Below are 14549 nucleotides of genomic sequence, written 5' to 3'. Positions count from 1 at the left end.
CCGGTTGCCGCCGGAGCCGCCCCGGCGATCAGGCCGCCGGACGCCGCCCCGCCGGAACCGCCGAGCGAGACCAGCCCGAACACGAGCCCGCCCAGGACCACCACCGTCACGGCGAGCCGGGCGGGGGAGCGCAGCGGCCACTGCCACACCGCGCGGTAGGCGCCGGCGCGGCCGCGGGAGGACCTAATCGGCACGGTCGCCGCCGGTGCGGGCCGCCCGCGGGCGGTAGATCTTGTAGACGGGCACGCCGTCGACGAGCTCCGGGCTCACCGGGGTCGGGTCGCCGGGGCGGCGGGGCCCCGCGTCGTCGCGGCGGTAGATGGAGCGGTCGTCGACCTCGCCGGGGTCGACCCGCGTGGCGAACCCGGTGTCGGGCCGCCCGGACGCCCCGACCGGCAGCGCCCCGCGGCGCGGCTCGGCGATCCGGGCCGCCTGGGGCGAGGACACGTCCGGTGCCGCGCGACGACGGACCCGGGCCCCCGGCCCGGCCGCGGTCTCGGCCTCCGGTCGCGCCGCGCCCGGGTCGCCGGACCCGCCGGGGCCGCCGCGCTCGGACCACCAGCGGGACTGGCGCTCGTCGGCGTCGTTCGGGCCGCGCATCCGGTTCCACACCCGCGACACCGGGCCGCCGTTGATGCCGGGGACGATCCCGCCGAACTGCTCACGGGTCAGTGTCACCATCGACACCAGCCGCCGGAACGGCCGCGCGACCGCCCACAGCACGAGCGTGACCACGCCGGTCACCAGCAGCGCGAGCCACAGGTCGACCCCGGACCCTGGGGCGAACAGCGACACGACCAGCAGCGCGTGCAGCCCGGCCAGCGCCCCGACGACGAGGGTGTTCACGATCGCGGCGCCGCCGATGCGCAGGATCGCCGGGATGACGTCCGGTTTCAGCAGCGCGACGACGGCGATCGCCGGCGCCGTCACCACCATCAGCCGGATGATCAGCAGTGCGACCAGCACCAGGACCTTGGACAGCAGCTGGAACAGCGCGATGCACGCGGCCTGGATCAGCGCGAGCGTCCCGGCCCCGATCCGGCTGCCGGAGGCCCCGGTGAAGTACGGGTAGCGGTCCCCCATGCGGTCGGCGAGCGCGGAGTACTCGCCCTTCTTGCGCTCCGCCGTCTCGGACGTGTCCTGGCCCTGGTCGATCTCGTCGATGGTGAACGCCTGCGCCCGCAGCAGGTCCCGGCCCAGCTCCTGGGCCTGCGGGACGTCCGGCGCGCCGAACGTGCCGCGCAGCCAGTTCTGGTAGGCGACCTGGTCGACGAGCACCGTCGGGAGGGTGTCGCGGGTGCCCAGCCCGACCTGGCCGAGGAAGCCCTCCTGCATCTGCGTGACCCCGTCGAGCAGCAGGTTGTCCGCGGCGCGGGACCAGTCGACCGGTGCGAGGTAGGCGGCGGAGCCGAGCATCAGCGCAAGTACGGCGATGCCGGTGCGCTGGGCCTGGCGCGCGAGCTCCCCGCGCATCGCCAGCAGCAGCACGATGATCGCGAAGCCGAGCAGGCCGAGGCCCACCCAGGTGGTGAACACGGTCTCGTACATCGCCCGGGTCGCGGTGGTGATGACCTGGTCGAGCGGCGCGAACAACGACCCGCCGTCGGCGATGAGGTAGTGCGCCCAGTTCACCCCACCGACGGTCAGCTTCGCCAGGTTGAAGACCTGGTTGCCCAACCAGGTGTCGGTGGTGACCGACGGGTTCAGCACCCCCGACGTGGCGCAGCCCAGGTCGTAGTTGTGCCAGACGAGCCCGGCGTAGCCGACCTCCTCGTAGACGCTGCCGGCCTCCCCGTGCAGCGCCGAGGGCCGGTCCAGCGAGCCGACCAGCCCGGTGCCGGGGCGGTCCGGTTCCGGCGGGGACTTGCAGTCCAGCGCCTGCGCCATGGCCGGCGAGCCGAGCAGTAGCGTGCCGCCGGCGATCGCGGTGACCACCAGGACCGCCGTCCGACGACGACGGCGGCGGGTCACCCCGGGCGTCTGCGGCGTACGGCGGCGGGTCCTCCGCACCGAGACGACGACGGCCGCGAGCAGCACGCCCAGGACGACCCAGACGCCTGCGCCGCCGGACGGGTCGAGGCCCGCCGTCACCGTCCGTCCCCGTCGGGGGGAGCGGCCGCGGGGTGGCCGTTCGTGGCCGCCGTCCCCTTCGACGGGCCGGTGCCGTTCGTGGGGGCGGTGCCGTCCGTGGAGGCGGTGCCGTTCGCGGAGGCGGTGCCGTTCGCGGAGGCGGTGCCGTCCGTGGGGGCGGGCTCGTCGACCACCCAGTCGTCGTCGAGCTCGTCGAGCAGGTCGAGCTGCTCGTCGTCGTAGAGCTCCGCGCGGCCGACGGCGGCGTCGGTCGCGGCGACCGACACGACCTGCACCCCACCGGCGCGGATCCCGCCGACCAGGACCGGGTCGTCGTCGCCGGGGCCGATCCGGGTGTCGGTGCGCAGGTCGATCTCGTCGCCGTCGAGGTCGGGCAGCACCACGGGGGCGGGGGCGCGCCGGGCGGGCAGCGGGCTCGGCTCGTCGGGTGCGGTCATCTCGGGATGCCCGGGCGCGGTGATCGCCGGGCCACCCGGCGGGCGCGGGGCGACGACGCGGGCGGCGTCGGGGTTGGTGTCGAGCGCCTCGCGGACGTGCTCCAGGTGCGGTGCCTCCAGGTCGATGCGGACCTTCTCCACGCCGCCGTGGCCGTCGGCGAAGACGAACTGGCGGGGCGCGTCGTCGGGCCGGTCGTCGTGGCGGGGGCGCGGGGACAGGGTCCCGAGCATCTCCTCGTAGCCGACGTCGGTGGGCACACGCAGCAGCCGCAGCGCCTCGGACTGGGCCTCCTCGTCGTCGGTCCGGCCGACGAACACGGCGTTGACCAGCGACGCGAAGCCCGAGACCCGCAGCAGGTCACCGGCCAGCTGGGAGGCGAACAGGGCGCGGACGTTGAACTTGCGGGAGTCGCGGGCGAGGCGGTCGATGAGCACCTTGCCGGTGGGCACCTGGGACAGGAAGTGCGTCTCGTCGAGCGCGACGCCCTTGCGCAGGTTGCGGTCGGCGTCGTAGATCGTGCGCTGGGTCAGCCAGGACGCCAGGTTCAGCAGCTCGACGCCGAGCGACTCGTTGTCGGTCCACTCCTCGCGCGGACTGCCCGGGCGCGGCAGCGACAGTCCCTGCATCGTCAGCACGGTGAGCCGGTAGTCCCGGTCGGCCTGCCAGGGGTCGGCCCGGGTCTCGTCGGGGAACAGCAGCGCGGCCTGTGGCAGCTCGCGCCGCTCGTCGAGGAAGTCCGCGACGACACCGGCGTGGTCCTCGCCCTCACCGGCGTGCCGGCGCAGCGCGTCGATGACCATGCCCGGGTGCCGGTCGGGCGAGCCGCCGACCTCGCGGACCGCGCGGAGCAGCACGATCCGGGTGTGGGGCTGGCGGGCGATCTCGTAGGGCAGCAGCCCGGACAGCACGTCGAGCACCAGCCGACGGCGGGTGGCCGCGGCCAGCGAGCGCTCCCGCTTCCAGGCGCGCTCGGGGTCCTCGTCGTCGAGGAAGTGGTCCGGCCGCGGCTCGGCGACCACCCGGTACGGGTTGAGGATGCCGGGGTCGGCGCGGAGCAGGTTGATGTGCCGGGAGAACGGCGCCAGCTCCGGCAGCCGGGTCAGCTCGGCCAGCGGCCCGGACGGGTCGAGCACCGTCCAGCGGGCCCCGGCGCGCAACGTCTTGTAGACGACCAGCCCGGTCAGGAACGACTTGCCCGAGCCCAGCCCGCCGACGATCGCGGTGAGCCCGGACGCGCGTCGCACCTCCTGGGCGAGCCACGGGTCCCAGGCCACCGGACGCCGGGTCGCGGTGCAGGTCTCGCCGAGCATGATTCCGCGCCGGTCGCCGACGCTCGCCGTCGCGGCCGGGACCGCGGCGGCCGCCCAGGTGACCGACCCGCGTCGCCGGTAGGCCGTCGCGGCCAGCGGCTCGCCGGGGATGAACTCGCGGGCGTAGCGGTACTGCGCCTCGGGGTGCTCGATCTGCACCTTGGGCCGGTACAGGTCGACGACCTGCTGGGCGCGGGTGGTGGCCTCGGCCTCGTCGCGGCCCGAGACGGCGATCCGCCACCAGCCGTAGAGACGGGTGTTGAGCTGGGTGAGCCCGGTGGTGAGCTCGTCCTCGACCTCCAGGACCCGGTCGGCCTGCCGCGCGAGCGACATCGGCGGGTCGAGGTCGTGGTCGTGGGTGTAGTGCCGGATCTGGCTGCGCACCTTGCCCATCTGGCGCTGCAGCTCGCCGGTGACGTCCTCCGGTCGGCGCACGTAGATCCGCGCGGACCACTCCACCGGGAACGGCAGCCGGTCGGAGTGCTGCATCCACGGGTCGTCGATCTCGGGGATCCGCAGACCCTCCATCAGCCCGACGCTCAGCACCGCGACGTTGCGGGTGACGGTCTGGCTGCGCATCCGCCCGACGACCTGCACCGTCGGCGCGTAGGGCTCCTGGTGCAGGTCGACGCCCTCGGTGAACGCGGCGAGGTCCTCCGGCTCCCAGGTCGACACCCCGCGCGGCACCGAGGAGAGCCCGCGCGGGGCGGGCAGCCCGAGGGCGACCGAGCGGTGCATCAGCCAGGCCATGTCCTCCGCGCTCGCGGGGACGGCGTCGAGACCGGACCCGGCGACGAGCACGTCCAGGTGGTTGATCTCGGTCTCCAGCGCGGCGAGCTCGGCCTTGACCGCGGAGGGCACGAGGCGGTCCAGGACGGGCGCGGCGCGCTCCACCCAGCGGTCGATCAGCCCGCGGCCGGAGACCTCGATGCCGAGGAAGACCTCCTTGTCCGCCATCGACAGCCCCATCAGGTGGCGCTGCTCGCCCTCCAGGAACCCGTCCCAGCCCAGGGCGCCGGGCACGTCGGGCATACGGCCGATCGCGTTCTGGTCGAACGACTCCGCCCACATGTGCACCGGGTAGGGCCGGGTCGTGACGCGCAGGTGCAACCAGCGCCCCTGCAGCTCGCCGAGCTGCGCGGCGATCTGGCGGATCAGGACCTCGCGCTGGTTGTCGCTGCGGAAGCTCCACGCCTGCGCCGCGAGCCGGTACCAGGCCATGACCTGCCCGTTGGTACGCGTGATGTGCCCGTCGATCGAGCGCAGCGCGATCGACGGGGTGTAGTCCGAACCGCCCTCGCCGGCACGGGCCCGGCCGCGCCGGGCCTTCGGCCGGGGGGTCCGCTCAGGTGCGGCCACGGTGGCCACTCCGGCGCCACGGGTCGGGACGGGGGGTGCGCGCGGGCACGCTCGCGCCGCGACCGCTGCCACCGCCGCGGGCCCGGCGGAAACGGCTCCGGCGCGGCGCGCTGCCCGGCTCCGGCAGTGGCGGGACCACGCGCGCGGGTGCGGCGACCGGCGCCTCGAGCCCCGGGACCACCGGAGCGGTGGTGGCGGGCGCGTCCACGACGGCGTCCACGGTGACCGGCGGCCGCGTCCCCGCGGCGTCGATCCGGGTGCGCTGCGCGGTGGACAGCGCGGGGGTCCGGCCACCGGCCGACGGGACGCCGGGGTGGGCACGGGTGGTGTGGACGCGGACGTGCCCCGCGCGGACCGAGCCGCCCGCGGCCTTCCGACCGGCCCGCGGCCCGGTCACCTCGGCCCAGAACTGGCCGAGGACCTGGCCCAGCGGCCGCTCGTAGTCGATCTTCTTGCCGAGCAGGCGGGTGATCGCGACGGTGCCGACGAGCGCCCAGGCCACGGAGAAGAAGTCCAGGCCGATACCGAGCCGGCGCTGGACGAACATGATCAGCATCATGACGAGGAGTCCGACGCCGTAGCTGACGTAGCGGGCGCGCCAGGGGAAGGTGGCCCGTGGCGGCCCGAGCCAGACGGCGTCGACGCGGTAGACCTCGTCGTCCGTGCGAACGAGCACGGATCAGCCCGGGGTCACGAGCAGGTTGGCCAGCGCCTGTCCGATGGCCGGACCGCTGCCGGTCACGGCGATGCCCAGTGCGATCAGACCCACCAGCAGTCCGATGCTGCGCCGGGCCACGCCGGCGTTGTCACCACGACCACCGATCCACAGCAGGATGACGGCGATCGCTAGCAGGATCAGCGGCACGATGTTGTTCGTGATCCAGTCACGGAGGTTGACCGTGGTCAGCTGTCCGCCCTGGGCGAGTACCAGCTGGATCGCCTCGTACGAGGTCTTCACAGCTCCTCCTTGCGGCAGTCCGCTTGTCCCGGTCGCTCCCGCAGGCGAGTAGACCACGAGACACGTACGGGATCCTAGGGGCTGAGCCACCCGGCCCACCGGTGCGCCACGCTGCGCGATCGGGTCGACACGGTCGGACCAGCGCCGATCGGGCGTGACTCGTGTCTCCCCGCGGGACCGGCCCCGGTCCGAGATGTCATGGTCGTCCTTGGCTACTGTTCGGTAACAAGCACGACCCGACCATGACGGGGTCGGGCGACCCCAGGCCGGGCGCACTACCCTTCGCCCGACCGTCGTCGCACCCCACCACACCAGTGCGGCGACGAGGTCCGAGGAGGCACTGCGATGGAGAGGCCCGCCCGGTCCCGGCGGCACGGTAGTCCGTGCGCCCCCGACCGCGCCCCCGCCGACGCGCGCCACCGGACCGGTTCATCGTTTCCCGTCCCGATCCGTCACGGCAGCACCACGCTCCGGCAGGGACCGCTGGGTGTTCAACAGGGAGGTTCCTCCAGATGACCTGGGTGCAGTACACGCTCGGCATCGTCACCGTGCTGTCGGCGATCGTCGCCGTGGCCCTCGTCGCGATGACCGTGACCCGGATGGTGAAGATCATCCGGCTCGGTGAGTCCGACCCGACGCGCACCGGCCCGTTCGGGCCGCGGTTCGCGACGATGCTCAAGGAGACCCTGGGTCACACCAGGATGCTCAAGTGGACCAAGGTGGGCATCGTCCACTGGTTGGTCATGGTCGGATTCGGCGGCCTGTTCCTGGCGCTGGTCGAGGCCTTCGTCGAGGTCTGGAACCCGACCTTCCACCTGCCGCTGATCGGGCAGTGGTCGGTGTACTCGCTGTTCGTCGAGATCCTCGGCGTCGGCACGGTCGTCGGCATCGCCGCGCTGATCGTCATCCGCCAGGCGAACAACCCGAACCGGCAGGGCCGGATGTCGCGGTTCTACGGCTCGAACATGGGCCGCGCCTACTTCGTCGAGGCGATCGTGTTCCTCGAGGGGCTGGGCATCCTGGTGGTGCGCGGCGCGAAGATCTCCCTGGGCGCGTTCGACGTGCCGGTCTGGTCCGCCCCGGTCTCCTACGCGCTGTCCGCGGTCCTGCCCGCCTCGACCACGCTGGTCACCGTCTTCGCCGCGGTGAAGGTGCTGTCCGCGACGGTCTGGCTGATCGTCATCGCGCTCACCCCGACGATGGGTGTGGCCTGGCACCGGTTCACCGCGTTCCCGAACATCTACTTCAAGCGCAACGACGACGGCTACAAGGCCCTCGGCGCGACCCGGCCGATGATGTCGAACGGCAAGCCGCTGGACCTGGAGGAGGCCGACCCCGACACCGACACCTTCGGCGTCGGCAAGGTCGAGGACTTCACCTGGAAGGGCCTGCTCGACTTCACCACCTGCACCGAGTGCGGGCGCTGCCAGTCGCAGTGCCCGGCCTGGAACACCGAGAAGCCGCTGTCGCCGAAGCTGCTGGTCAACGCCCTGCGCGACCACGCCTACGAGAAGGCCCCCTACCTGCTCGCCGGCGGCAGCCGCGACATGGCGGGCGACGAGGTCGGCATCACCGGCGAGGGCGCCGAGGAGCGGCTCAAGGCCATCCCGGTCGACGCCCTGGAGGCCGCGGGCCGGCCGCTGGTCGGCGGTGAGGACGTCCTCGGCGTCATCGACCCCGACATCCTGTGGTCCTGCACCACCTGCGGCGCGTGCGTCGAGCAGTGCCCGGTCGACATCGAGCACGTCGACCACATCATCGACATGCGCCGCTACCAGGTCCTCATCGAGACCGAGTTCCCCACCGAGCTCAACTCGCTGTTCAAGAACCTGGAGAACAAGGGCAACCCCTGGGGCCAGAACGCCAAGGACCGCCTCGAGTGGACCAAGGGCCTCGACTTCGAGGTTCCGGTCGTCGAGAGCGAGCTGGACGCCGAGACCGAGTACCTGTTCTGGATCGGCTGCGCCGGCGCGTTCGACGACGGCCAGAAGAAGACCGTCCGGGCCACCGCGGAGCTGCTGCACCGCGCCGGGGTGAACTTCGCCGTCCTGGGCTCGGGGGAGACCTGCACCGGTGACCCGGCGCGCCGCTCGGGCAACGAGTTCGTGTTCCAGATGCTCGCCCAGCAGAACGTCGAGACCCTCAACACCGTGTTCGAGGGCCGCGAGGCCGGCACCCGCAAGATCGTCACGACCTGCCCGCACTGCCTCAACACCCTGGGCCGGGAGTACCCCCAGCTCGACGGGCACTACGAGGTCGTGCACCACACCCAGCTGCTCAACAAGCTGGTGCGGGACAAGAAGCTGGTCCCGGTGTCGGCCCCGGCGGGCGAGGAGACCGGCCCGGTCACCTACCACGACCCCTGCTACCTCGGGCGGCACAACGAGGTCTACGAGGAGCCCCGCGCGCTGATCAACGCGACCGGAGCGGCCGGGACGACCACGCTGACCGAGATGCCGCGCCACGGCGACCGGTCGATGTGCTGCGGTGCCGGTGGCGCCCGGATGTGGATGGAGGAGCGCATCGGCAAGCGCATCAACTTCACCCGCGCCGAGGAGGCCGCCGAGACCCTCACGAAGGCCGGTGGCGGCTCGGAGCCGTCCGGCACGCTCGCGGTCGGCTGCCCGTTCTGCCGCACGATGATGACCGACGGCGTGAACCAGACCGCCGGTGAGGCCGTGCAGGTCCAGGACGTCTCGCAGATGCTGCTCACCGCGGTGAAGCGGGGCGACGCCCCTGCCGACACCGCGCCGGAGCCGCAGCCCGAGACCGAGGGCCAGAGCGCGCCGACCACCGACGCCCCGGGGACCGCCACCCCGGCCGCCGAGGTGGCCGACGAGGCCGCGAAGCAGGACCCGACCCCGGCCGGCTCGGACGGCGCGTCGAGCACCGGCACCCCGGCGTCGTCGGGGAACGGCACGGCGAACGGGTCGAGCAACGGGTCGTCGCCGGAGGAGGCGACACCGGAGCGCTCGAACGAGAACTGACCCACCACCGACGACGGCCGGGTACCCCGCAGGGGGTGCCCGGCCGTCGTCGTGTGCGGGTCAGCAGGGAGTGAAGGAGCTGACCTGGAACGTCGCCGGGGTGGTGCGGGTGAGGACGACGCGGCCGAGCTGCGGTGCGGCCGCGCCCCACGCCGAGCCGCAGGCGTCGACGGCGGTGGTGGCGCCGACCGCCACCTCCGGGTCCGGACGCCGGTCCGGGACGGTGACCTGTGCCCCGGCGGGCATCCGCCCGTGCAGGACGGCGACGGCGTCCTCGCAGGCCGCCGCACCGGTCGCGGCGCGGAGCTGGTCGAGCGCGGCGGGTTGGACGAGCCGGCAGACCCGGGCCGGGTTCGGCGAGGCGACCCCGGTGTCCAGCGAGACGAGCGCGAGCTGCGGGCGGGCCACGCCGAGGTCGCTGCGGAACTGCGCGCCGGCCTGCGCGTCGACGCGGGCCTGGTCCTGCCGGATCTCGGCCGAGCGGAACGAGTAGCCGACCCCGGACACCACCAGCAGCACCACGCCGGCGGCGAGCACCGTCCAGCGCGGCAGCAGCAGCGCCCCGGCGACGATCACCCCCACCGACAGGGCCAGCGCCCACGCCCACGGGTTCTCCCGGGTGCCGTTCACCAGGGCCGCGACGAGCACGACCCCGGCGACGTGCGGTGCCCACCCCTGAAGCAGCCGGTCCAGCCGCAGCAGGGCCAGCAGGACCAGGGTGCCGAACCCGAGGCCGACCGGGACCCACCAGCGGCCCGGGTCGTCGAGGAAGGGCAGGAGCAGGACCGCGGCACCCGCGAGACCGAGCGCGGTGGCACCGCGGACGGTGCGGGGGCGCAGGCGGCGCCACGGGGCCCAGGGGTCCCGGTCCTCCGTCCCGCGGTCCGCCCGCGGCGGGTCCGCGGGGGCGGGTGCGACCCGGCGGGTGAGGGCGCGTGAGCCCGGGTCGGGCTCCGGGGGACCACGGGGGACACGACGAGCTCGGTGCCGGGGTCCGGCGGGGTGGCGGGCTCGGAACGGGCCGTGCCCTCACCGGCCGCGTTCTCCCCGGCGCCGCCGGGCGCGGGTGTGCCGGAGGCGGGGGCGCCACGCCCGGCCGGGCCGGGACCGGCGTCGTCGTACCGGGGCGGGGTGGCGCGGCGGACGCCGCGGTCGGGGCGACCACTCCGACGGCGGCCGGTGGCCCACGGGTCCGGGGAGCTGCGGTCGGCGTCCATCACCGCCCAGCGTAGCGGCGGTGCACGCCCCCGCGGGCGCGCTCAGGCGGCGAAGAACGCGTTCATCCCCGGCTCGTCGGACAGGAAGGTCTCGATCTCGACGATCCGGTCGCCCCCGATCCGGCACACGGTGGCGAGGTGCTCGTCGAGCACCCGGTCCCCGCGGCGGGCCGTGTTGTGCAGCCCGAGCGCGACGTGTTCGGCGCTCACCAGGATGTGCTCGAGCGCGAAGTCCACCCCGTAGGACGCGATCAGCGCCGCACGTTCGAGCACCGCGTCGGCGCCGTCGACCCGACCCGAGACCGCGTTGTCGCCCGGCAGGGTCCAGGAGACCTCCGGATCGAGGATCGCCCGCAGCCGGTCGCGGTCCCCGGTGGTGAGGGCGGTGTGGAACTCGGTCGCGATGTGCCGCCGGATGTCCATGACTCCTCCAATAGTTCGACTCTATTCGAACCATAAGAGGGTCGAGCGGTCGCCACCAGATGACGGCCGCCACATCGGTTCGACTGTAGTCGTACTATGGGGCCGTGCAGGAGAACCCGCCCCCGGCCGCCGACGAGCTGCGCATCGAGACCGTGATCGCAGCACTCGACCACCCCGTGCGGATGCGCGTCGTCCGCACACTCGCCGCACTCGGCGAGGACGAGACGCTCACCTGCCAGGAGATCCTGCCGGACATGACCAAGAGCAGCGCGAGTCACCACTGGCGGACGCTGCGGGAGTCGGGCGTGATCGAGCAGCGCCGCGACGGCAGGGTGCTGCGCACCCGGCTGCGGCGCGTCGACCTCGACGCGAGGTTCCCCGGGCTCGTGGCGGCCGTGGTCGCCGGGTGAGTTCAGGCCCGCCGGGTGTCGGTGCGGTGGAAGTTGCGGAACGCGCGCGACGGCGTCGGGCCCCGCTGCCCCTGGTAGCGCGACCCGACGCCCTCGGTGCCGTAGGGCCGTTCGGCCGGGCTGGACAGCCGGAACAGGCACAGCTGCCCGATCTTCATCCCCGGCCACAGCGTGATCGGCAGGTTCGCCACGTTGGACAGCTCGAGCGTGATGTGGCCGGTGAAGCCCGGGTCGATGAACCCGGCCGTGGAGTGGGTCAGCAGACCCAGACGGCCGAGCGAGCTCTTGCCCTCCAGGCGACCGGCCAGGTCGTCGGGCAGCCCGACCCGCTCGAACGTGGAGCCCAGCACGAACTCGCCGGGGTGCAGCACGAACGACTCGCCGTCCGGCGTCTCGACCGGGGTCGTCAGCTCGTCCTGCTGCTGGGAGGGGTCGATGTGGGTGTAGCGCGAGTTCTGGAAGACGCGGAAGTACCGGTCCAGCCGGACGTCGACGCTGGACGGCTGGAGCATCTCGACGTCCCACGGGTCGAGCACGAGCCGGCCGGACTCGATGTCCTTGCGCAGGTCACCGTCGGAGAGCAGCACGCCGACACCCTATCCAGGGCCCGCGGTCACGCCTCGGAGGACTCCTCGGAGTCCGACTCCACCCCGCCGGGGCTGTGCCGGCCGCCGCCGCCGAGGTCGTCGGGCAGCTGCGGCGAGCGGGTCAGCCCGAACATCCAGGCGACGGCCTGCTCGGCGCGGGCGGCCTCGAAGCCGTCCGACGCGGCGGCGCGGCGCCCGTGGTCGCCGTCGAGCACCTGCGCGACGGCGGCGGCCGCGTCGTGCGCGGCGATGCTGCGGATCGAGTCGCCGGGCTGCGGCACGTTCGGCCCGTCGACCAGGACCGCGAGGGTGCCGAGACCGGGTGCGTCGACGACGAGCTCGTGGTCGTCGCTGACCAGGACGGTCGCCGCGGTGAGCACGGCCAGCTGGTCGGGCAGCGCCGGCTCGGCCACGACCGTCACCCGCGGGTGGGTCCCGAGCGACTGCGCCGTCTCCCCGGCGGCGAGCGCACCGAACAGCACGATCTCGATCCTCGGGTACCGCTCCAGCAGGTCCGCGATCCCGCGCAGCACCGGCGACGACGAGGCCCTCGCCAGGTCGACGACGATCAGCCTGCGGTGCTGGTCGTGCACCCGCTCCAGCGCGTCGACACAGCCCTGGTGCTGCGGGCCGGGCAGCGAGTTGATCGTGTCGCCGATCGTCAGCACGTTCGGGCCGAGCGGACTGCCCAGCGCGGAGCCGCTGGTGGTGAGGAACAGCGACGCGAGCTGGCCGATGACCCGCCGGTGCGCCTCCTGCGGGAACGGGCACAGCAGGTCGTCGGTACCCATGCCGGCCTGCATGTGCACGATCGGGATCCGCCGCCAGAACGCGACCGTCGCCGCGACCTCGGCCGCCAGCCCACCACCGTGCACCAGCACCGCGGACGGGTCCTGGTCGACGAGCAGCTGGTCGAGCCGGGTGAACAGCGCCGCGGCGACGTCGGCCATGCCGGGCCCGGTCTCCAGCGGCAGCAGGATCGTGATGTCGGTGGGGACACCGAGGGCCTCGAACGCCTCGTGGACGGACATCGGGTCCGGGCCGGTGGCGACGGTGATCCCACGGATGCGGTCCGCCGCCGCGACGGCACCGGCGACCGGAGCGAGCCGGGCGACCTCGGGACGGCTGCCGGCGATGAGCAGGACGTCGTGCTCGTGGTCGGGGGGGAACCCGGACACGTCGCCCGACGTCGGGTCGAACACCGTCATCGCAGTCGCCTTCCGGCCGAGGTCTGACCGACGGTGACGAGTGTGCGCGGAGCGGGCGGCCGGGTCGAGACACGCGCGCCCGGTGGTCGGATCGTGCGACGACCGGGCAGGGGAGGTCCGTGACAGGTACGCGGATCGTGGTGCTAGGGTGATCTCGCGCCATGCGGATGTAGTTCAATGGTAGAACATCAGCTTCCCAAGCTGAATACGCGGGTTCGATTCCCGTCATCCGCTCAGAACACGAAGGCCCAGGTCAGCGGCAGGTTTCCCGCCGAGCCTGGGCCTTCGTCGTCTCCGGGGAACAGTCTCTCGTGCCATTCCGTGCGACGACGGTCCGTGACCGGTGGCGTGTGGCAGTCGCCGTGCGGCCTCATGATCACCGTTTGTGGAGCGCGGGGGCCGTGGAGTGCACTCCGGACTCCACAACCGGTGATCATGGAGTCAGAGCGCGGGCGGTACGTCCCGGCGGGTGACCCACCAGGTCGCGACCCCGGCCCCGGTGAGCAACGGGACGAGCACCAGCACCGCGGGGCCGGCGAACACCGCGACCACGCCCAGCGCGATCGCCGCGGTCCCCGCGCCGAGGCCGCTGGCCACGGCCAGCGCCGTCGCCCGCTCGCCGACCGGTTCCCCGGCCACCCAGGACAGGGTGCGGGCCACCCCGGCGACGACCACCGCCAGCACGATCCCCACGACCACCGCGGCCGGCGGCAGCGCGGCACCCGCCGCGAGCACGACCGGGATCGCGAGCGCGGTGAGGACGGCGGACAGCAGGGCACGCAGGGAGCGCCGCAGCGGCGGGACGGGGGGTGTCACGTCTCCCCATTGTGCAGGGTCTGACCTGCGGTTTCGATGTAACCTGCGCGACCCTCAGTAGAGCCGGGCCGCGTAGCCGGCACCGTAGTACTCCTCGATCTTCTCCAGTGGCTCGTCGGGACGGGCGAGCCGCTTGGCGAGCTGCGCGGTGGAGGGCAGCGCGTCCGGCTCGGGCCAGCTCGTCGTCACCCACAGCTCGGAGCGCAGGAACGCCTTGGGACAGTGGAAGTAGATCTGGTCGATCGCGACCTCGCAGGCGAGCAGCGGCCGGCGGCCCTTCACGGCGAGCTCGTCGAAGTACGGCGCGTCCCGGACGAGCCGGGCCCGGCCGTTGATGCGCAGCGTGTCGTTGCGGCCCGGCACCAGCAGGATCACGCCGACGTGCGGGTTCTCCAGGACGTTGCGCCAGCCGTCGACGCGGCCGTTGCCGGGACGCTCGGGGATCGCGACCGTGCGGTCGTCGACGACGTGCACGAAACCGGCCGGGTCGCCCTCCGGCGAGACGTCGCAGGTGCCGTCGCGGCCCGACGTCGCCAGCAGCAGGAACCGGGACGCCGCCAGCCAGGCGCGGTGCACGTCCACGAGGTGGTCGCGCTCCTTCGCCAGCGCGGGCGCGATGGGCTGCCCGGTGATCCCCTGCAGCTCGGCGAGGGTACGGATCTCGGTGCCGTGCGCGTCGGAGGTCATGGGCCGACGGTAGGCGCGGACGCGGGCGGGGCCGAGTGGATTCCGGTCACGGGCGTCC

General features: G+C 73.5%; 12 protein-coding genes and 1 tRNA gene. 3 read left to right on the top strand and 10 right to left on the bottom strand.

From position 1 onward, the window contains the following. Nucleotides 1–183: 183 nt before the first annotated feature. Genes AC0GKK_RS16235 through AC0GKK_RS16220 form a run of 4 tightly spaced genes read right to left on the bottom strand, consistent with a single transcriptional unit; the run spans nt 184 to nt 6156 of the window. A complete protein-coding gene (locus tag AC0GKK_RS16235) occupies nt 184–2091 on the bottom strand; it encodes a hypothetical protein (RefSeq protein ID WP_489881999.1) in 1908 nt (635 codons plus the stop codon). After that, on the bottom strand, nt 2088–5198 hold the full coding sequence (locus AC0GKK_RS16230) for an ATP-binding protein (protein ID WP_489881998.1): 3111 nt from the start codon (nt 5196–5198) through the stop codon (nt 2088–2090). Before AC0GKK_RS16230 ends, AC0GKK_RS16235 begins: the two co-directional genes overlap by 4 nt. Further along, nucleotides 5185–5874 carry a hypothetical protein gene (locus AC0GKK_RS16225; RefSeq protein WP_489881997.1) on the bottom strand — a complete coding sequence of 230 codons (690 nt, stop codon included), beginning with the start codon at nt 5872–5874 and terminating at the stop codon, nt 5185–5187. Before AC0GKK_RS16225 ends, AC0GKK_RS16230 begins: the two co-directional genes overlap by 14 nt. Before the next feature lie 3 nt (nt 5875–5877). After that, entirely contained in the window at nt 5878–6156 is a 279-nt protein-coding gene (locus AC0GKK_RS16220; RefSeq protein WP_020622502.1) for a hypothetical protein, read from the bottom strand. 512 nt (nt 6157–6668) lie between these two features. Between AC0GKK_RS16220 and AC0GKK_RS16215 the strand changes: the two genes are divergently transcribed. Further along, complete coding sequence (locus AC0GKK_RS16215; RefSeq protein WP_489881996.1) at nt 6669–9143, top strand: heterodisulfide reductase-related iron-sulfur binding cluster; 2475 nt, start codon at nt 6669–6671, stop codon at nt 9141–9143. 60 nt (nt 9144–9203) lie between these two features. Here AC0GKK_RS16215 and AC0GKK_RS16210 read toward each other — a convergent pair whose 3' ends face one another. Together AC0GKK_RS16210 and AC0GKK_RS16205 are read right to left on the bottom strand one after the other, a co-directional pair. Beyond that, on the bottom strand, nt 9204–9791 hold the full coding sequence (locus AC0GKK_RS16210; protein WP_489881995.1) for a hypothetical protein: 588 nt from the start codon (nt 9789–9791) through the stop codon (nt 9204–9206). Nucleotides 9792–10402: 611 nt separating this feature from the next. Then, entirely contained in the window at nt 10403–10783 is a 381-nt protein-coding gene (locus tag AC0GKK_RS16205) for a nuclear transport factor 2 family protein (protein ID WP_062398837.1), read from the bottom strand. 104 nt (nt 10784–10887) lie between these two features. Here AC0GKK_RS16205 and AC0GKK_RS16200 point away from each other — a divergent pair, with 104 nt between their 5' ends. Further along, nucleotides 10888–11193: an ArsR/SmtB family transcription factor gene (locus tag AC0GKK_RS16200; protein ID WP_062398839.1), complete on the top strand. Its 306-nt coding sequence runs from the start codon at nt 10888–10890 to the stop codon at nt 11191–11193. A gap of 2 nt (nt 11194–11195) precedes the next feature. On the opposite strand, the gene dcd is transcribed toward AC0GKK_RS16200, so the two are convergent. Both dcd and AC0GKK_RS16190 read right to left on the bottom strand, forming a co-directional pair. Continuing rightward, nucleotides 11196–11780, bottom strand: coding sequence for a dCTP deaminase (dcd, locus tag AC0GKK_RS16195; protein ID WP_251783382.1), 585 nt, complete (start codon nt 11778–11780; stop codon nt 11196–11198). A 26-nt stretch (nt 11781–11806) separates the two neighbouring features. Next, complete coding sequence (locus AC0GKK_RS16190) at nt 11807–12988, bottom strand: UDP-N-acetylglucosamine 2-epimerase (protein WP_482638611.1); 1182 nt, start codon at nt 12986–12988, stop codon at nt 11807–11809. A gap of 163 nt (nt 12989–13151) precedes the next feature. Here AC0GKK_RS16190 and AC0GKK_RS16185 point away from each other — a divergent pair. Then, nucleotides 13152–13222, top strand: a tRNA-Gly gene (locus tag AC0GKK_RS16185). A 207-nt stretch (nt 13223–13429) separates the two neighbouring features. On the opposite strand, the gene AC0GKK_RS16180 is transcribed toward AC0GKK_RS16185, so the two are convergent. Beyond that, nucleotides 13430–13804: a hypothetical protein gene (locus tag AC0GKK_RS16180; protein ID WP_251783378.1), complete on the bottom strand. Its 375-nt coding sequence runs from the start codon at nt 13802–13804 to the stop codon at nt 13430–13432. Between the two features lie 54 nt (nt 13805–13858). Next, the gene (locus AC0GKK_RS16175; protein WP_489881994.1) at nt 13859–14491 is read right to left on the bottom strand and encodes a pyridoxamine 5'-phosphate oxidase family protein; all 633 of its coding nucleotides are present in this window, start codon (nt 14489–14491) and stop codon (nt 13859–13861) included. Nucleotides 14492–14549: the final 58 nt, after the last annotated feature.

This window comes from Pseudonocardia sp. P-1 (assembly GCF_058111925.1).
Note: the sequence above shows the minus strand (reverse complement) of the source record. Positions and strands in the feature narration are given on the sequence as shown.

What these genes read in the sequence shown, in the direction of transcription:
- AC0GKK_RS16215 (WP_489881996.1), top strand. Translation starts at nt 6,669, where the DNA reads ATGACCTGGGTGCAGTACACGCTCGGCATCGTCACCGTGCTGTCGGCG.
- AC0GKK_RS16205 (WP_062398837.1), bottom strand. Translation starts at nt 10,783, where the DNA reads ATGGACATCCGGCGGCACATCGCGACCGAGTTCCACACCGCCCTCACC.
- AC0GKK_RS16190 (WP_482638611.1), bottom strand. Translation starts at nt 12,988, where the DNA reads ATGACGGTGTTCGACCCGACGTCGGGCGACGTGTCCGGGTTCCCCCCC.
- AC0GKK_RS16175 (WP_489881994.1), bottom strand. Translation starts at nt 14,491, where the DNA reads ATGACCTCCGACGCGCACGGCACCGAGATCCGTACCCTCGCCGAGCTG.